The following is an 18,442-nucleotide window of genomic DNA, read 5'->3' on the forward strand; positions in this document are numbered from 1 at the left end:
CGATCAGAACCGTTCCGGCCGAACGAGGGCGTAGGTCAGGTAGGCGAGCAGGAACAACGTCACGCCGCCACCGAGGATGTATTCGACAAGCATGTCTCGATCCGATCCGACTAAAGGTTGTCGCATGCCTTGACGTAGGCAAACGAGATGATGAAGAACAGGATCCCCGCCCCGAACAGAATTACATCCATTTCCGTGACCCCTAGACTGTAATCGCCAGTACTTTGACGCGCTTCCGAGCAGCGCAGGCAGCATTTCAGCGCCTCACGCGGCTCGATGAATGCCGATGCGGGGGTCTGAACGTCACGGGAATATGGCTCCGAACCGCATAGGGGTTCGAGAGAGGCCGCATAGGAAAGAAATAAAAATCCTATAGGAGAAACGACGCCTGCACCGACGACCGGGCCTCGCGATCTCTGCCACAGCCGTCGCACGGGCGGGATTTCTCCCGAAAAACGCAGTTCTCGGGGAATGCGCCGGCGGCGCCTGGCTGATGCCGCGCCGCACCGATGGCGGGATGCAATGGGCTCACTTGAGCACGCCGGGAGATCGAAAGGTCTCGCGCCCTCGCCTTCGCTACGGCATCGTGTATAAACGTATTTTTATTTGACTTAGTGCGCCCGGAATCGCTGCCTGTTCCTGTTTGGAGGATGCGATATGCAGGCGATTACGCTGGACGAACTGGCGCTGGGCCTGGCCAGCAACAGAAAGAAGGGCGCGCTCTCCAACCTGCCGCTGGAGGGGCTGCATTCACGGGCAGATGCGGCCTTCGTGCAGGCAGCCGCGCTTGACGCCTATGCCGACGATTTCACCGGCTACACCCTGATCGGCACCAGCGACGTGTGTCGCCACATGCTCGGTCTTGCCGCGCCGATCTACGCCACCATCGCTGACAAAGCCCATCATGAGGACGATTACCGGATCCATCTGCCGCAGGGCATGATCGGCGCCCAATGCGAGTTGGCGTTCACGCTCGGCAGGGCCTTTCCGGTCGGCAACGAGACGATCGATCGCCGCTCCGTGGCCGAGGCGATCCTGGGCTGCCAACCGGCGATCGGCCTGCTCGGACGACGCGCCCGCCCCGGCGAGGAGCGCGAGCTCGTGGCCATCGCCGATTTTGCGCTGCATGTCGCGACGATCTGCGGGCCGCCGGTGGAACATCTCGACAAGGACGCGCTGGACCAATCCGTGATGACAGCGCGCATCGACGGCAAACCCGTCATCACGGCCAAAGCCAGCGCAATCCTCGGCCACCCGCTCGATGCCGTGGTCTGGCTCGCGCAGAAGCTCTCCCGTCACAACCGGCAGCTCAATGCCGGCGATGTCGTGACGACAGGCTCCTGCGCTCCGATCCTACAGGTTCTTCCCGACCAGCACCTGACGGTCGAGTTCCAGACGGTCGGGATCGCCTCCGCCTGGTTCGACTAGCCGCACGCATTCCAGCCCCGCATGACCGGCCTGCGTGATTTATGTGCATGGCATGTAATTAGCATGCTATATAAATCGCATGCCCACCGCCCGCCAAGAATCCGAACTCGAATTCATCGTCAGCCTGTCGACGTCCAGCCGCAAGATGCAGACCGCGTTCGACAGCCTGCTTCGCCAGAAGGGGCTGACGCTCGCCCGGGCCCGGGCAATGCTGCACATCGCGCGCAACCCCGGTGTGGGCCAAAGCGAACTGGCGAAGTTTCTCGCCATCGAAAGCCCGACCCTGGTGCGATTGCTCGATGGCCTGGAGAAACAGGGCTTGATCCGCCGCAGCACCATCGAAGGCGATCGCAGGGCCAAGCAATTGACCCTGACCGAACTGGCGCAGGGCGACGTCCGCCAGATCGAGGATCTCACCAAAGTCGTCGGCAGCTTCATGCTGCGCGGTGTCGAGGCGGATGAACTCGCCATCGCGGTCCGCGTGCTCGATCGGGTCTTCGAGAATATCGAAACCGCGATGGGCGGGCATGCCGCATCATGACGACCGAACCCGGGCGCAGCACGCCAGCCCCGGCTGCTGCGCCGACATCCCCTCCCGCGCCGCCGCTTTCTCCTGCGCCACTGGCCGATCCGACGCTGCGGCGTTCCATCGCCTGCATCGGCGCGTCCGTCCTGCTCTGGTCGACCCAGGGGCTGGGGATGAATTTCGTCGCCTCCAATACTGTCCAGATCCAGGGCGCGCTCGGGGCGACGCTGACCGAGACGAACTGGCTGATCGCGGCCTATATGGCGCCCAATGTCAGTCTGACGCTGATCCTGACGAAGGTGCGGACGCAGTTCGGCCTGCGCCGTTTCGCCCTCCTGAGCCTGTGCATTTTCCTGTTCGCCGCCATCCTGCATCTGTTCGTGCATGATCTGCGCTCGGCCGTGGCGGTGCGCTTCCTGGCCGGGATGGCCAGCTCACCTATATCGACGCTCGGCTTCCTCTACATGCTCGATGCCTTCCCTGCGGCCAGGAAGATGTCATGGGGCCTCAGCCTCGCGCTGACCTGTTCGGCGGCGACGCCGACACTCGCGCGCCTGCTGTCGCCGGCCCTGCTGGATCTCGGCCAGTGGCATGAGCTCTATCTGATGGAGATGGGGCTGGCCCTGATCTCATTTGCGGTCGTCTACCTGCTGCCCCTGACGCCGATCGTCCACAGCAAGGTGCTGACCAGGCTCGACTTCATCAGCTACCCGCTGATTGCGTTGAGCTTCGGCCTGCTCGCCGTCGTTCTCGTGCTCGGGCGCTACTACTGGTGGTTCGAAGCACCGTGGATCGGCTGGTGCCTTGCGATCTCGATCCTCTCGCTGGGCATTGCCGTGGCGATCGAATTCCAGCGCGAGACGCCGCTGCTGAATGTGCGCTGGCTGATGAGCCGCGAGATCCTGCATCTGACGGCGATCCTGCTGCTCTTCCGCCTCGTGCTGTCGGAGCAGAGCTCGGGCGCGATCGGCCTGTTCCAGACGGTCGGCCTGCTCAACGAGCAGAGCGCCGACCTCTACGGGGTGATCCTGCTAGCCTCGGTCGCAGGAGGCCTGACATGCGGCGCCCTGCTCAAGCCTGCGCACGTGCCGGCGCTGCATGCCGTCGCGCTCGCCTGCATCTGCGTCGGCGCCTATCTGGACAGCCAGGCCACCAATCTCACGCGCCCGGCGAACATGTATTTCAGCCAGGCGCTAATCGCCTTCGGTGGCGCGCTGTTCCTGCCGCCTTCGCTGCTGACCGGGCTGACGGCCGCGCTGAAGCGCGGCCCGGAATACATCACCAGCTTCATCGTCGTCTTCCTGTTCACGCAAAGCGTGGGAGGCCTGCTCGGCTCGGCCTTTTTCAGCACCTTCGTCGTCCTGCGCGAGCAGTTCCATTCGAGCTATCTGGTCGAGCGGCTGACGCTGAGCGACCCACTGGTCGTAGAGCGCGTCCGGCAGCTCGCGGGCGCCTATGGCAAGGTTTTGACCGACAGTCAGCTGCTGAATGCGGAGGGGCTGGCGCTGCTTGCGCAGCAGGCGACGCGGGAGGCCAACATCCTCGCCTATAACGACATCTTCCTGCTGATCTGCGGCATAGCCGGGCTCGCGCTGTGCGGGCTGGTCATCCACCTTCTCTATCTGAACCTGCGGCAGGCGATCGACGGGCAACGCCCCTCCGTCGCTGCTCCCAACTGAAACGCACGATGCTGAAATCTCTCCGCTCGCCGGCGACCTTGCTCGCCCTTCTCGTCGCCGTCTCAGGCGCGCTGCTCGTGCTCTACGCCTGGAAACTGCCGCCCTTCGGCAGCGCAGTGGAGACCACCGAGAACGCCTATGTGAAGGGTCAGGTCACGATCATAAGCCCGCAGCTTGCCGGCTATGTTAAGACGGTCGCGGTTCAGGACTACCAGTCGGTCAAGGCTGGCGACCTGATCGTTGAGATCGACGACCGCATCTACGACCAAAAGGTCAAGCAGGCGCAGGCCGTGCTGGCCGGCCAGAAGGCCAATCTCGCCAATGCCGACCAAAGCATCAGCGCGGCCAAAGCGCGGATCGGGTCCAGCCAGGCTCAGATCGCCAGCGCACAGGCAGCGCTGCGAACGGCGGAGGCCAATGCCGACCGCGTCAGCTCGCTGCTGGAGAAGGGCATCTCGACACAAGCCACGGGCGACCAGGCGACGCAGGCGCTCGACCAGGCGCGGGCCGGCCTGCGGCAGGCCGAAGCCGCGCTCGAAGTGTCACGGCAGGACCTGCAGTCGATCGTCGTCAACCGGCAGTCGCTCGAGGCCTCCGTCGAGAATGCCAAGGCTGCCGTCCAGCTTGCGGTGATCGACCTGCAGAACACGCGCGTCCTGGCACCGCAGGACGGCAGGCTCGGCGAGATCGGCGTGCGCCTCGGCCAGTATGTCGCTGCCGGAACGCAGCTCGCCTCGCTCGTGCCCGCCCGCAAATGGGTCGTCGCGAACTTCAAGGAGACGCAGCTCTACGGCATGAAGATCGGCCAGCCGGTCAGCTTCACCGTCGACGCCCTGCGCCACCAGACCCTGACGGGGCGCATCCAGGAGTTCTCACCGGCGACCGGGGCGGAGTTCAGCGTGCTGAAGGCTGACAATGCGACCGGCAACTTCACCAAGATCGCCCAGCGCCTGCCGGTCCGCATCGCCATCGACGAGGGACAACCGCTCGCAGCCGATCTCGCGCCGGGGATGTCCGTCGTCGTCACGATCGATACCGGCGCGGCAGCGCGGCCGTAGCGACCCCGGCTCGGGACTGCGCAAGTTACCGCACTGCCCAATGGGTTCGCAGTTGCACAATTGACAAGCAGCACATCGCAGTCATCATCGCCTCCGGTTGATGACAGCCGACGCGTATCCGTTCGGGCCTGCTCGTGCGCCGTTCCACCGGCGCCGATCCCGTTCCTGCTGCGCCAGCCCGCCATCATAGGACTGTTACAATAGCCCGTTACAGGGACTGCCACGATGCATTGCACAGCTGTGCAAGGAGACCGTCCAGATGACCAGCGCGCCTTTCCTGCATGTCGACGGAGTGAGCGTCACCTATGGGAAGACGCGGATTCTCGACCGGCTCGACCTCGGCGTGGCCAAGGGTGAATTCGTAGCCCTCCTCGGCTCGTCCGGCTGCGGCAAGACCACGCTGCTGCGCACCATTGCCGGCTTCTCGACGCCGACCGAAGGCGCCCTGCGCGTCGATGGCCGCGACGTGACGCGGGCGCCGCCGGATCGCCGCGGCATGGCGCTGGTGTTCCAGTCCTATGCGCTCTGGCCGCATATGACTGTCGCCGCCAATATCGGCTACGGGCTCAAGCTCAAGCGTCAGAGCCGCACCGAGATCGCAACCCGCGTCGACGAGATCCAGAATCTGCTCGGGCTCAACGGCCTGGGCGAACGACTGCCGACAGCGCTTTCGGGCGGACAGCGCCAGCGCGTGGCGCTAGGCCGGGCGCTGGCGGTCAATCCCGATATCCTCCTGCTTGACGAGCCTTTGTCCAATCTCGATGCACGGATCCGCCTCTCGGTGCGCCATGAGATCCGCGCGCTGCAGCGGCGGCTCGGCATCACCGCGATCCACGTCACGCATGACCGCGAGGAGGCCATGGTCATGGCCGACCGCATCGTCATCCTCGATGCCGGCCGCATCGCCCAGCAGGGCACACCGGAAGAGGTCTACAACCAGCCGGCCTCCGCCTTCGTCGCCGCCTTCATGGGCGCCGAGAACCTTCTGCAGCTCGATGGGCAGGTTTCCGGTTCCAGTGCCGCCTTCAGCCATCCCGCCGCAGCGTCTGCCTTCACCCGCCAGACAGGCGAGGAAACCTGGCGCAGCGGCGCTTTTGCCGCCCGCTTCCGCGCCGAGGCGGCGGTCCTCTGCGCCGCGGGCGAGGCCCGGCCCGACGCTCACGGGATGGAGTTCCAGGGCAAGGTGACCTCGGTCAGCTATCCCGGCGGGCTCTGGCGCCATGCCGTCACGATCGGCAACGACAGTGTGCTTGTCGACGCGCCGCGCTGCCTGCCCGAGGGCGAAGCCGTACGGGTCTTCATACCCACCGCTTCGCTGTTCCTGTTTCCCATGTCCGAGGCCTCCTCCGGCATGGCGTCCACCTCCCGCTCCGACGGCTTTTCTGCGGCCCCGGGTCAGGATTGATCCCGCCTAGATCGATATCAACGGAGACATCATCATGAATGCCATCATGCGTACGAGCCTCGCGCTCCTGCTCCTTTCGGCTCCTGCCTCTGCCGCCGAACTCACCGTTCTGACCGCAGGCGACCAGAACATGGTCGATTATGTGAACGACTATCTCGGACCGCTCTTCGAAAAGGAAAATCCCGGCAACACCGTCCGCGTCGTCGGCACAGGCCCGGGCGACGCCGGCTCGCAGAAGATCGTCGAGCGCTTCACGGCCCAATCGGGCGCCGGTTCGGCCAAATGGGATGCCGACGTTGCCGTCGTGCACGAGAAGTTCGCCGGCCCGATGGTCGAGAAGAACTGGCTCCTGTCCTACCGCGGCGACATCGCCAGCGGAAAGCTCGTCACCCGCTCCAATGCGGACATGGCGCTGGGCACCAAGGTCTCGGGCTTCGTGATGCCGATGTTCAACAGCCAGACGGCACTGGCCTACAACCCCGCGCTGATCCCGACCCCGCCCAAGAGCTATGACGAGCTCGTCGCCTGGGCCAAGAAGAACCCCAAGCAGTTCGGCTATAACGGCATCAAGGGCGGCGCCTCGGGCGTCAGCTTCGTGATGGGCTGGATCTACGCCTATGGCGACGGCAGCGCCGACAAGCTGATGAACGGTCCCTTCGAGGAGGCCGAAACCAAGAAGTGGGACAAGGCCTTCGCCAGCCTGAAGGAGTTCAACAAGAACGCCGTCCTGACGCCGGGCAATGCCGGCACTCTCGACATGCTCAGCCGCGGCGAAATCGCGATGGGTCCTGTCTGGGTCGACATGTTCTATTCCTGGCAGGCCAACGGCCAGCTTCCGCCGACCATGAAGCTCGCTCTGCCCGCGCCCGGCATGCCCGGCCAGCCGATGCACTACGTCATCCCGGCCAAGAGCCCCAACACCAAGCTCGCCGAGAAGTTCGTCGCGCTCGCCACCAGCCCGAAGGTCCAGGCCGAAGGCATCGTCAAGCGCTTCAACTGGTATCCCGGCATCGACGCCAAGCACGTCCAGGCCGAGCTCGACAAGGCGACCTGGGACAAGCTCTTCACCTCGATCACGCCCGACGCCCTCGCCCAATATGGCAAACCCTTCCCGATCGCGCCCTACAACAACGCGATCCTGGAAGCCTATGAGCGCAGCGTCGCCAACTAAGACCGTCCGAGGGCTGCCCGGCATGCCGGGCAGCCCTTTTCCGCGCGATCCTTTCTTCCCCAAAATCTTCCTGTCGCACGATCTCCTGCCTCACGATCTCCTGCTCGGGTCCTCGCCTGTCATGCCAAGATACAGCCTCGGCCTTGCTCTCGTTCTGCCGGCCCTGACGATCATCGTCCTGTTCTTCATCGTGCCGCTGACTGCGTCGGTCATCGGCGCGTTCCGTATCGGCGACGGTTTCGGCATCGGCAATTTCGAGAAGGCGTTCTCGCTCTATACGGCGGACATCATCTTCTCGCTTGCGGTCGTGGCGCTCTCGACGCTGCTGATCGGCCTGTTCTCGATCGCGATCGGCGGTTATCTCGTGCTCGGCGAGAATCCGCGCGCGGTCGCGATCCTGCGCTGGCTCTATCGCTGGCCGCTGTTCATTCCCTTCATCGTCGTTGGCCAGATCCTGCGGACCTTCCTCGCCAAGAACGGGCTGATGAACAACATCCTGGTCGGCGCGGGCATCCTGACGCCACTGCAGACCACCGGCCTGCTCGACTGGCGCGGCATCGTCATCGCCTTCGTCTGGAAGCAGACGCCCTTCGTCGCCTTGCTGGTCTCGGGCGCCATGGCCTCGATCGACCGCGGCACGATCGAGGCGGCGCGCAATCTCGGCGCATCGCGCTTTCGCATCCTCTGGGAGATCATCGTGCCGCAGGTGCGCGGCACCCTCTCGGTCGGGTTGATCCTGTCCTTCGTGACGATGATGTCGGTGCTCTCCGTGCCGCTGATGATCAACGCGCAATCGCCCACCATGATCACCGCCGACATCGCCTTCCGGATCAACTCCTATGGCGATTACGGCGTGGCCAACGCGCTCGGGTTCATCTCGCTGATCCTGACCTCCTGCGTCGCCTGGATCTACATGCGCCAAGCCGTGAAGGAGCGGATGTGAGCCTGCTGAAATTCGACCCATGGTGGCTGCTGCGCGGCGCCGTGCTCGGCCTGCTGGCCTTCGCCATCTTCGGCCCTATCGCCAATCTGTTGCTCTGGGCTGTGGCGGAGCGCTGGTATTTTCCCCATATGCTGCCGCTGGAATACGGCTTCAGCTTCTGGGCCCGCGTCTTCGCACCGCGCGGCAATGCGATGGTGTCGCTCCTGAACAGCGTCATGATCGCCGTGCTGACCGTCGGGATGGCACTGCTGGTCGCGATCCCCGCCGGCTATGCGCTCGCCCGCTGCAAGCTGCCGCTGCGGGGCCTGATCCTGATCGCCTTCCTGATCCCACAGGCCTTCCCCAACCTGCCGGTTTACGTGAACATCGCCCAGCTGTTCTATCAGGTCGGGCTAAACGGCACGGTGCCGGGCGTCGTCATCGTCCATGTCACGCATGGGCTGGTCTATGCGGTCTGGATCGCGACCGCCGCCTTCTCGGCCGTCGACCGCGAGCTGGAAGAGGCGGCGCGATCGATCGGCGCCAGTGGTCTGCGGGCCTTTGCCGACATCACGCTGCCGCTGGCGGCACCAGGGCTGATGGCGAGCGCCGTGTTCGTCTTTCTCGAATCGCTCGATGAGTTCACCGGCACCTATTTCGTCGGCGCGCCCGATGTCAGCACTCTGCCGCTGCTGCTCTATACGGCTGGTGCCGGCGGCAACTATCAGGTCGCCTCGATCACCGCCCTGCTGCTGCTGATCCCATCAATCGGCTTCATGCTCGTCGTCGAACGCTTCCTGAAGGCCGACGTTCTCTCCCGCGTCGGGCGTTGACCGCCCGACCCTTCACCATGCTTGCCTAGAGTTGCCTGCCGATGAAGATCATCCAGCTGACCGACCCTCATCTCGTCCAGCCCGGCCAGATGCTGAACGGCACGGACCCGCTTGCGCGTCTGGGCATTGTCCTCGACGACATCAGCCGGCATCACGGTGACGCCGGCCTGCTCGTGATCACCGGCGACCTGACGGATGACGGCCTCGACCAGGCCTATCGCGCGCTCGACGAGCGCCTGCGCAAGCTCGGGTTGCCTTATCGCCTGCTGCTGGGCAATCACGACCAGCGCACGACTTTCGGGGCAATCTTCCCCCAGGTGCCGCGCGATGAAGCCGGCTTCGTGCAATCGGTCCTCGATACGCGCGAAGCCCGCCTGATCTTCCTGGACACGCTGGATGACGGCAAGGTCGGCGGCCGCCTCTGCGCGACCCGCCTCGCCTGGCTGGAACAGCGACTGACCGAAGCGCAGGGTCGCCCCGTCCTCCTGTTCATGCACCATCCGCCATTCGAAATCGGCCTGCCGGCACTCGATCACTGCCTGCTGGCGGCTGACGACGCATTGTCTCTCGCCACGCTCGTCCGTGGTCACGGCGACGTCAGGCAGATTTTTGCCGGCCATGTCCATCGCCCCGCTCATGGGCTGTGGAACGGTGTCCCCGTCACCATGCTGCCGGGGACCAATCACCAGATGCCGCTGGATCTGCACGATGCCTCCGTGGGCCCGGTCGACGAACCGCCGGCCTATGGCGTCATTCTGCTTGATGCCGACAACCTGATCATCCATCTCAGAATCCTCGCTCCACCTGCCATGGCACCCGCACATGGCTAGTCGGCTCGCGGCGAGGCCGCACGCAGGCAGATGACAGAACACGACAAACCGACAACGCCCTTTCCATCCTTCGTCAACGCCCAGGAGGTCGCCGACCGGGCGGGTGTTTCCCGGTCGGCAGTGTCCCGCGCGTTCACGCCAGGCGCCAGCATCGCGCATGAGACACGCGTCAAGGTGATGGAGGCCGCCGAACAGCTCGGCTACGAGGTCAACGATCTCGCGCGCGGCCTGCTCGCCCGGCGCAGCCAGCTCGTCGGCCTGATCGTGACCGAACCCGAGCAGGGTTTTCGCGCCCATCTCGTCAGCGCGCTGACGCGCAGCCTGATCCAGCGCGGGCGCCTGCCCGTCGTGCTGAACACCGGCCGCAGGGCCGAGGAAATCGCCGCCGCACAGAAGTTGCTCGTCGGCTACCGGGCCGAAGCGACGATCGTATTGTCAGGGTCGCCGCCATCCTCGGTCGTCGAGCTTGCCCGCCGCAACGGCCAGCCCCTGATCCTGATCGGTCGTTCGGAAGCCGGCGCCGACCATATCCGCAGCCGCAACCGGGATGCGGCGACGCAAGCTGCCGAACTATTCCACAAAGCGGGTTTCACACGGCTGGGCCTTGCCAGCTCGACGAGCGGGACACCGAGCGTCGTCGAGCGCGAGGAGGCCTTCGTCGCGGCCGCCTTAGGCTATGGCATCACGGTCTCGATCGCGCGGGGCGACAATACCGACTATGCCGGCGGCCGCATGGCGGCGACCGCCATGCTGGCGCAGGCCGCTCCGCAGGCGGTGTTCTGCATCAACGACCTGATCGCCTTCGGCTTCATCGACCGAATGCGCGAATGCGGGATCGCCGTGCCGCTCGACATCTCCGTCATCGGCTTCGACGACATTCCGGAAGCGAGTTGGGCGGCCTACGACCTCACGACGTTCCGGCAGGATCCCGAAGTGCTTGCCGCCCAGGCGATGGCGCTGCTGGAGCACCGGCTTGCTCATCCGCACGCTCCCCCTGAGACCATCGAGATCACGGCGCCGCTCGTTCTGCGCGGGTCGGTGCGGACCGCGTGACCGTGGCCTGAAGATAGCCCTGTAGCTGCCTTTGCTTCAGCAGTGGAGACAGCGATCCCCCGTCACGGCAGATCCATGCGTGGGTCGAGCGCGTCGCGCAGGCCGTCGCCGACGAAATTGAAGCTGGTGACGGCGAGCGTGATCGCGGCACCCGGCAGGATGGCGAGCCAGGGCGCGCTCGTCAGATAGCTCTGCGCGTTTTCCAGCATGTTGCCCCAGCTCGGCGTCGGCGGTTGGATGCCATAGCCGAGGAAGGAAATGTAGCTCTCGGCGAGAATGGCATGGGCGACGTTCAAGGTCGCCGCAACCACAATCGGTGCGACTGCATTGGGCAGCAATTCGCGGAACATGATGCGCGCGTTGCTGGAGCCCATCGAGACGGCGGCGACCGCGAAATCGCGTGTCCGCAGCGAGCGGATCTGCGCCTCGACGACACGGGCGACCTCCATCCAGGAGGTCATCGCGATCAGCAGCACGATCGAGGGCACGGAGGGCTCGATCAGGGCGGAGATGGCGAGAAGCAGGAAGATCGACGGGAAGCAGAGCATCGCGTCGACGAAACGCATCAGGGCGGCCCCGACAACGCCCTGATAGAAGCCCGCGATGACGCCGACGCAAACGCCGATCGCCATGCTGACCAGCATCGCCGAGAAGCCCACAGCCAGCGAAATGCGTCCGGCCATCAGCAGGCGAGCGAGGATGTCGCGCCCGAGCGGGTCGGTGCCGAGGACATGCGGACCCGAGAAGGGCGGCGCGAAACGCTGGCGGATGTCGATGAAGGTATCGCTATAGGGCAGCAGCATGGGACCGAAGACGCAGGCCAGCACCATCGTGACGATGGCAGCCGCGCCGAAGACCGCGAGCTTGTGCCGCCTGAAGCGACGCATCCCCGCACTGTTCCAGCGCGATGGGGGCAGCTGCGGGGCCAGGCTTTGTGTATCCGACAGGTTGGCGGCGCTCATTGTCCACTCCTCTCGATGCGGGGGTCGGCCAGGCCGTAGAGGAGGTCCGCGATCAGGCTTCCCAGCAGAACCAGCACCGCCGTCAGCATCAGGATGCCCATGATCGTCGGATAGTCGCGATAGCTGATCGAATCGAGGAAGAGGCGCCCCATGCCCGGCCAGGTGAAGACGGTCTCGGTAACGAGCGCCCCCGAGAGCAGCGTCGGCACATGCAGGCCGGTGATCGTGATCATCGGCAGCAAAGCGTTGCGCAAGGCGTGGCGCAGCAGGATGTAGCGCTCGGACAGGCCCTTGGCCCTGGCCGTGCGGACATAGTCTTGGTTGATCACCTCCAGCATCGAGGAGCGCATGTAGCGGCTCCAGACCGCGGTCGAGACCAGCGCAAGCACGATGCAGGGGCCGATCAGATGATGCAGCTGGTTGAGAAAGGAGCCGTCTCCGACGGTATAGCGGTTGCCAGAGGGCAGCCAGCCAAGCCCGACGGAGAAGACGTAGATGATCACGAGGCCGAACCAGAAGGTCGGGATCGACAGGGCGATCATCGCGCCGATCGTCGCTAGGCTGTCGAAAAGCGAGTAGCGCTTGATGGCACCGAGAATGCCGATCCACGCGCCCAGAAACATGGCGAGCAACGTCGAAGTCAGCATCAGCTCCATCGTTGCGCCGATATGCGAGGTCACGATCTTCAACACCGGCTGCTGGTCGCGATAGGACACGCCCCAGTCACCGCGCAGCATGCGCCAGAGCCATTCCAGATACTGGACCGGCAAGGGTCGGTTCAGGCCGAGCTGTTCCGCGATGCGGTCCAGATCGGCCTGGGTCATTTCGCCACTCGCCGCGAATTGCGACAGAGGCCCGCCGGGAGCCAGATGCAGGATCGCGAAGCCGATCATCGAAACGATGAACAGCAACAGCACGGCCTGCATCAGGCGGCGAATGAGGAAACCGCTCACGCGACGATGCTCCTGGCGCGACAGATCATGCTCAGCGGGCCCAGTACCAGCTGCCCATGTTCCAGGCGTTCTGGCGGGCGTTGATGTTGGGACGGTAGCCGACGAGCCCGTCCTTGATGCCTTCCAGAGGCGCGTACTGGAAGATCGGCAGAATCGGCAGCTCCTCGCGCACAATCTCCTGCAGCTTCCAGTAGATCGCCTTGCGCTTGTCCTGGTTGAAGGTCGCCTGGCCGTCCTTCATCAGCTGATCGGCTTCAGTGTTCTGCCACTGCATGTAGTTGCCGCCATTGCCGTTCTTGGCGGGAATCGCGTCCGACGCGAAACGCGAGGCCGGATCGGGATCGAGCCCGGTGCGGAAGGCGGTGCCGACCAGTAGCGACTGGAACTTCGAGCGGACGTAGAAATCGCCCCAAATCACGGCGGCCGGCATGTTGCTGATCTTGATCGTCGCGCCGACCTGCTGCCAATCCTGCATCATCAGCTGCTGGCACTGCTCGCGCAGGGCATTGCCCGTCGTGGTCGAAACCGCGAATTCCAGACGTGTGCCGTTCTTCTCGCGCACGCCTCGGGAGCCACGCTTCCAGCCGGCCTGGTCGAGCAGCTGGTTGGCCTTGGCGAGATCGTATTCCTGCTTCGGCAGATTGGGGTTGTAGGCCCAGGACTCGCGCGGCGCGAAGGACTCGGTCCCCTTGGGCACGCCATAATAGATGGAGTCGACGATCGCCTGCTTGTTGATCGAGGCGTAGAGCGCCTGTCGCACGGCCTTCTCGACAAAGGCAGGATGCTCGAGGTTGGGCATGATGACCTCGATATTGCCGCTGGGGGCAACAGCCACCTTGCGGCCGGGAAGCTTGATCGCCTCCTCGTAATAGTTCGCCGGAATGCCGGAGATGATCACGACATCGACCTGCCCGGTCCTGAACTGCGCATAGAGCGCCGTCATGTCCGGGATGTATTTGGCGACCGCGCCTTCGAGATAGGGCCCGGCGCCGTGATAGCGCTCGTTGGCGACGAGCGTGATGCTGTCCCCCGGCCTGCGTTCGCCCCATTTGAACGGGCCGGTGCCAACCGGCGCGCCATTGAAGGGCGCGGTGTTGGGGTCTTCGGCCTTGCCGAGAATATGCTTGGGCACGATGTGCGTGTTGGCGAGCTGTGCGAGATAGGGCGCAAAGGCGCGCTCCATCCGCCAGGAAATCTCATAGGGTCCCTTGACGACGATGTCCTTGACCAGGTCATGCCCGACGCGCGTGCGGGCCTTGAAACCCGGCGACATGATCAGGTCGAGCGAGTACTTGACGTCTTCGGCCGTAAAAGGCGCTCCGTCATGCCAGACGACGCCTTCGCGCAGCTTGACCGTCCAGGCCAGGCCGCCCTCGGTGATGCCACCATTTTCTTCGCTGGGCACGCTGACCGCGAGATCGGGAACGAGCGTGCCGTCCGGCTCGGCCACCCAGAGCGAGCTGAACACGCTCGTCCAGATCACTTCATCGACTTCGACGCCCGGCATCAACGGATTGAAGGCCTTGGGCTCCTGGGAGAGGCCGAGCACGACCTGTCCCGCGCGCTTCGCAGGCGGCGGCGGAACGGCACCTGCCGTCTGCGCCTGGGCGCCAAAGCCCATGGAAGCTGCAACGCCCGCAGCGCTCAGGCCAAGAAAATCGCGCCTATGCAGGGCAGGTAACGGAAACCCAAGGTCTGAAAACCTCTTCGACTGATCCGACATGATATGTCTCCCTTCCCTTTTTCTGCCAAACGCGATCAAAATCAGCGAATTCGCCAATCCCTGATCTTTGGGTCGTCGAGCGCTATCAGATCAATTTTTCCGGGCAGGATTCGATAGCTTCCTGACGCGCGGCGATTTCTTCGACCCGGCTTCGACATTCCCATTCACAAGCGAAGCCAATTCTCCGCGCTGGCCTTTGACAAAGGCGTCGCGCCGATCGCTTCACCGAACCAGGACTGGCGCCTCAGCACCAGCCATATGCATTTCACAGCGCCATAAATCCATTATAATGATGGACCCGTCAAGCGAATGACACAATCCGAATCGCACCTCACGGAATCACGCGCATCCGACGCCCGATTTTCCCCGAAAAATGAAGCATCCGCGAAATTCGTCCAATTCCAGAGCTAACCAATTGCGCAGGATCGCAGCCGCGCCTATGATCGATCTTCATTAAAATGGATTTCAGGGACCATGCCGCCAGCCGAAAGCTTCAAGCCCGATGCGGACGCGTTCGCCCATCCCCTGGGCGATCAATCCCAGCAGATCGGGAACAGGCTTCGCAGCCTGCGCAGCGAGCGAAAGCTGACGATCGCCGAGCTTGCCGCCAAGGCCGGCGTGTCCTCGGGAATCATCAGCCAGATCGAGCGCGGAGCCTCCAATCCCTCGATCAACACGCTGCAGAAAATCCGCTCGGCGCTTGGCGTCAATCTCTGGCAGTTCCTGGACGACGCGCCGAGCCCCTCAGCGGAGGATCTGCCCTTCGTGCGGCGGCGGGCCAACCGGCCGCGCATCGTCGCCGGCAAAATGCATCTGACCAAGGAACTGCTCTCGCCCAGCAGCAGCGAAAACCTGCGCTTCATGATCCTGACGCTGCCGCAGGGCGCCGAAAGCGAGGACATGTTGAGCGGGCCCGGCGACAAGGGCGGCTATGTGATGAGCGGGCAGGTCGAATTGACCGTGGACGACCGCGTCGCCCAGCTCGTCGAAGGCGATGCCTTTCAGTTCAAAAGCACCCTGCCCCACCGCCTCGTGAACCGCCACGATGTCGAGGCAAAACTGGTCTGGATCATCAATATCCAGGATTCGCACCTGTAGGCCGACGCCTGCCGCCCGCTCAAATTCCCCGCCATCCCCCAATGTCGTCGCGCAACCGCGCGGTCGCATAACCTAGCCTCAACTGGAGTAGTTCAAGATGATCGTGCGTCACGAAAATACCGGCCGTCTCAGCAAGGCCCTGGTCGCGAACGGTTTCGTGTTCCTGTCGGGCCTGACCGCCAAGGACCGCAGCGGCGGCGTCCGCGAGCAGACCGCCGATATCCTCGCGCAGATCGACCACTATCTGGCGCTTGCGGGCACCAACAAGTCGCGTCTGGTGACCGGCAATGTCTGGCTGAAGGATGTCGGCACGTTCAATGAAATGAACGAGGCCTGGGAGGCCTGGGTCGACAAGGAATGCCCGCCGGCACGCGCCACGGTCGAAGCCCGCCTCGCCCATGATTCGATCCTCGTCGAGATCCAGGTTCAGGGCCTCGTCTGACCCAAAAGTCTCGCGCCCGCCGCTTCGGTGGCGGGCGCTCTCCTGCCAGCGAAAACCGTTTGATCTGCCCAGATCCGCCAAGCGTAGCGAAGGTGTCACATGTCCTCTGATCATCGCGTTCCCAGCGTCGATCCCGCCGATCCGTCATGGTGGTTCGCGGATGCCATGAAAGCCGAAGGCGGCGCCCGGCCCTCGCCTGCACTGACCGGCGAGACCATCGTCGACGTCGCGATCGTCGGCGGTGGCTTCACCGGATTGTGGACCGCACTCGCGCTCAAGGAACGCTCGCCGGCACTGTCGATCGCACTGATCGAGGCTTCGCTATGCGGCTCGGGCGCGAGCGGCAAGAACGGTGGCAAGGTGCATGGCTACTGGTCGGCGCTGGCCGGCATGGAAGCCAATATCGGCGCCGACGGTGCGCTCGCAGTGGCGCGGGCCGGCACACGGGCGCAGGACGCTATCCGCAGCTTCGCGACCGCTCCCGGGCGGGATGTCTGGTGGCGTGAAGCCGGCAATATGCGCGTTTCCGCCTCGGTCGGTCAGGATGCCAAGATTTCAGGCTATGTCGCGACGGCCAAGCGCCTCGGCGTGCCCGATACAGCGCAGGCGCTGACGCCGACCGAGGTCGCCCAGCGCTGCAAATCACCGGTCTTCCGCGGCGGCGTCTTCCTTCCCGAAGGCGCGAACGTCCACCCCGCGCGCCTGGCGCGGGCTCTGCGCCAGGCCGCGATCGAGGCTGGCGTCGCGATCTACGAGAACACGCCGATGACCGGCGTCGAACCCGGCTCGCCCAACCGGGTGCTGACGCCCAACGGCCAGATCCAGGCCCGCGAGGTCGTGCTCGCGACCAATATCGAACTCGCCCGCCGGCCCGAGATCAAGCCGCACGTCACTGTGTTCTCAAGCTATGCCCTAATGACCGAGCCGGCGCCGGAGAAGCTCGCGGCGGCCGGCTGGGCGGGCGAAGAAGGCCTCGCCGATCTCAGGATGTTCGTCCATTATTTCCGCAAGACGCCGGATGGGCGTTTGCTCATGGGCTCGGGCTCCGGCCCGATCAGCTATAACGGCAACACGACGGACCCGCATCTGACGCAGGACCGGCCCTCGGCCGCGCGCGCCGAGAAGGCGTTGCGGCGGTTGCTGCCGACCTTCGCCGACGTCGCCATCGCCAAGACCTGGGGCGGCGGGATCGATATCTCGTCCGATCGCCTGCCGTTCTTCCGGACCTTGCCGGGCACGCGCATCCACTATGGCTGCGGCTATTCCGGGCATGGCGTGAACCCGACCTATATGGGCGGCCAGTGCCTGGCCTCGCTCGTGCTGGGGGTCAAGGACGAATGGTCGACGCTGCCGCTCTGCACGCGCGAATTGCCGTCCCTACCGCCCGAACCCTTCCGGACAGTCGGTGGCCGGCTGGTGCGCTGGGGCATCATCGGCTGCGAGGAGGCCGATGAGCGCGGCATGAAAGGCAGCCTGCCCATGCAGGCCGCCGCGGCCATCCCGCGGCTGTTTGGCTTGCGGATCGGCACACGCTAGCCTTCCAGCCGAAAATTAGAGCATGATGGCGCCGGAAATTCGCTCGTTCCGGAATCATGCTCTAAATCGGACCTGCTATTGTTCCGTTCGTGTTGCCCGCCCGCCGCCAACCGTCAAAGGCGTATTCATGACCCTACCGATCCTGTCCGTCTCTAACCTCTCGACGTCGTTTCGTGTCGAGGGTCAGTGGAAGCCTGTCGTTCGGGACGTTTCGTTCGAGATCGCGCCGAAGGAGACGCTTGCGGTCGTCGGCGAGTCCGGTTCGGGCAAGAGCGTGACGGCTTTGTCGATCATGCGGCTGACGCCGTCCGGCAACAGCAAGATCGAGGGCTCGATCAAGCTCTCGGGCAAGGAATTGCTGACCCTGCCCGACGCCCAGATGCGCCAGATCCGCGGCAACGAGATCGCGATGATCTTCCAGGAGCCGATGACGAGCTTGAACCCGGTGCTGACCATCGGCTTCCAGATCGCCGAGGCGCTGATCCTGCATCGCGGCCTGTCGCGCTCGGCGGCCGAGGCCGAGACGATCCGGCTGCTCGAGAAGGTCCGCATCCCCGCGGCCAAGTCGCGCTTCCACGAATATCCGCACCGCTTCTCCGGCGGCATGCGCCAGCGCGTGATGATCGCGATGGCGCTGGCCTGCAAGCCCAAACTGCTGATCGCCGACGAGCCGACCACCGCGCTCGACGTCACCATCCAGGCGCAGATCCTGCAGCTGATCAAGGAGCTGCAGGAGGAGGAGGGCATGTCGGTGCTCTTCATCACCCACGATATGGGCGTGGTCGCCGAGATCGCCGACCGCACGGTGGTGATGTATAACGGC

Annotated in this window: 18 protein-coding genes; 14 read left to right on the forward strand and 4 right to left on the reverse strand. The window is 64.5% G+C overall.

Going from position 1 to position 18,442, the window contains the following annotated elements:
• Positions 1–3: 3 nt before the first annotated feature.
• A complete protein-coding gene (gene kdpF, locus C4S73_RS26260; protein ID WP_103875545.1) occupies positions 4–93 on the reverse strand; it encodes a K(+)-transporting ATPase subunit F in 90 nt (29 codons plus the stop codon).
• A gap of 564 nt (positions 94–657) precedes the next feature.
• Between kdpF and C4S73_RS26265 the strand changes: the two genes are divergently transcribed.
• The 10 genes from C4S73_RS26265 (at position 658) to C4S73_RS26310 (ending at position 10,905) form a co-directional block, all read left to right on the forward strand.
• Positions 658–1,428 (forward strand): 2-keto-4-pentenoate hydratase, encoded by a 771-nt coding sequence (locus tag C4S73_RS26265; RefSeq protein WP_103875546.1) that lies wholly within the window; start codon positions 658–660, stop codon positions 1,426–1,428.
• A 79-nt stretch (positions 1,429–1,507) separates the two neighbouring features.
• Complete coding sequence (locus tag C4S73_RS26270; protein ID WP_103875547.1) at positions 1,508–1,969, forward strand: MarR family winged helix-turn-helix transcriptional regulator; 462 nt, start codon at positions 1,508–1,510, stop codon at positions 1,967–1,969.
• Positions 1,966–3,633 carry an MFS transporter gene (locus C4S73_RS26275; RefSeq protein ID WP_103875548.1) on the forward strand — a complete coding sequence of 556 codons (1,668 nt, stop codon included), beginning with the start codon at positions 1,966–1,968 and terminating at the stop codon, positions 3,631–3,633. The genes C4S73_RS26270 and C4S73_RS26275 overlap by 4 nt, the downstream gene beginning before the upstream one ends.
• An 8-nt stretch (positions 3,634–3,641) precedes the next feature.
• Positions 3,642–4,691, forward strand: coding sequence for an HlyD family secretion protein (locus tag C4S73_RS26280; protein ID WP_103875549.1), 1,050 nt, complete (start codon positions 3,642–3,644; stop codon positions 4,689–4,691).
• A 259-nt stretch (positions 4,692–4,950) separates the two neighbouring features.
• Positions 4,951–6,096, forward strand: a complete 1,146-nt coding sequence (locus tag C4S73_RS26285; protein WP_103875550.1) for an ABC transporter ATP-binding protein — start codon at positions 4,951–4,953, stop codon at positions 6,094–6,096.
• Between the two features lie 34 nt (positions 6,097–6,130).
• Entirely contained in the window at positions 6,131–7,267 is a 1,137-nt protein-coding gene (locus C4S73_RS26290) for an ABC transporter substrate-binding protein (RefSeq protein ID WP_103875551.1), read from the forward strand.
• Between the two features lie 121 nt (positions 7,268–7,388).
• Entirely contained in the window at positions 7,389–8,210 is an 822-nt protein-coding gene (locus tag C4S73_RS26295) for an ABC transporter permease (protein ID WP_103875566.1), read from the forward strand.
• Between the two features lie 2 nt (positions 8,211–8,212).
• Positions 8,213–9,022 (forward strand): ABC transporter permease, encoded by an 810-nt coding sequence (locus C4S73_RS26300; protein WP_200828106.1) that lies wholly within the window; start codon positions 8,213–8,215, stop codon positions 9,020–9,022.
• A gap of 41 nt (positions 9,023–9,063) precedes the next feature.
• A complete protein-coding gene (locus C4S73_RS26305) occupies positions 9,064–9,852 on the forward strand; it encodes a phosphodiesterase (protein WP_103875552.1) in 789 nt (262 codons plus the stop codon).
• Between the two features lie 30 nt (positions 9,853–9,882).
• On the forward strand, positions 9,883–10,905 hold the full coding sequence (locus C4S73_RS26310; RefSeq protein ID WP_103875553.1) for a LacI family DNA-binding transcriptional regulator: 1,023 nt from the start codon (positions 9,883–9,885) through the stop codon (positions 10,903–10,905).
• Between the two features lie 62 nt (positions 10,906–10,967).
• On the opposite strand, the gene C4S73_RS26315 is transcribed toward C4S73_RS26310, so the two are convergent.
• Genes C4S73_RS26315 through C4S73_RS26325 form a run of 3 tightly spaced genes read right to left on the reverse strand, consistent with a single transcriptional unit; the run spans position 10,968 to position 14,543 of the window.
• On the reverse strand, positions 10,968–11,867 hold the full coding sequence (locus C4S73_RS26315; RefSeq protein ID WP_103875554.1) for an ABC transporter permease: 900 nt from the start codon (positions 11,865–11,867) through the stop codon (positions 10,968–10,970).
• A complete protein-coding gene (locus C4S73_RS26320; protein WP_103875555.1) occupies positions 11,864–12,820 on the reverse strand; it encodes an ABC transporter permease in 957 nt (318 codons plus the stop codon). The genes C4S73_RS26315 and C4S73_RS26320 overlap by 4 nt, the downstream gene beginning before the upstream one ends.
• Before the next feature lie 31 nt (positions 12,821–12,851).
• Positions 12,852–14,543: a peptide ABC transporter substrate-binding protein gene (locus C4S73_RS26325; protein ID WP_103875556.1), complete on the reverse strand. Its 1,692-nt coding sequence runs from the start codon at positions 14,541–14,543 to the stop codon at positions 12,852–12,854.
• A gap of 474 nt (positions 14,544–15,017) precedes the next feature.
• Between C4S73_RS26325 and C4S73_RS26330 the strand changes: the two genes are divergently transcribed.
• The 4 genes from C4S73_RS26330 to C4S73_RS26345 form a co-directional block, all read left to right on the forward strand.
• Positions 15,018–15,641: a helix-turn-helix domain-containing protein gene (locus C4S73_RS26330; protein ID WP_103875557.1), complete on the forward strand. Its 624-nt coding sequence runs from the start codon at positions 15,018–15,020 to the stop codon at positions 15,639–15,641.
• Between the two features lie 97 nt (positions 15,642–15,738).
• Positions 15,739–16,083 carry a RidA family protein gene (locus C4S73_RS26335; RefSeq protein ID WP_103875558.1) on the forward strand — a complete coding sequence of 115 codons (345 nt, stop codon included), beginning with the start codon at positions 15,739–15,741 and terminating at the stop codon, positions 16,081–16,083.
• Positions 16,084–16,182: 99 nt separating this feature from the next.
• Complete coding sequence (locus tag C4S73_RS26340; RefSeq protein WP_103875559.1) at positions 16,183–17,619, forward strand: NAD(P)/FAD-dependent oxidoreductase; 1,437 nt, start codon at positions 16,183–16,185, stop codon at positions 17,617–17,619.
• A 127-nt stretch (positions 17,620–17,746) separates the two neighbouring features.
• A partial coding sequence (locus C4S73_RS26345) for an ATP-binding cassette domain-containing protein (RefSeq protein WP_146071519.1) occupies positions 17,747–18,442 on the forward strand: 696 nt, incomplete at its 3' end.

This window comes from Allobosea lathyri, from assembly GCF_900108245.1.
In the GTDB taxonomy this organism is placed as follows: domain Bacteria; phylum Pseudomonadota; class Alphaproteobacteria; order Rhizobiales; family Beijerinckiaceae; genus Allobosea; species Allobosea lathyri.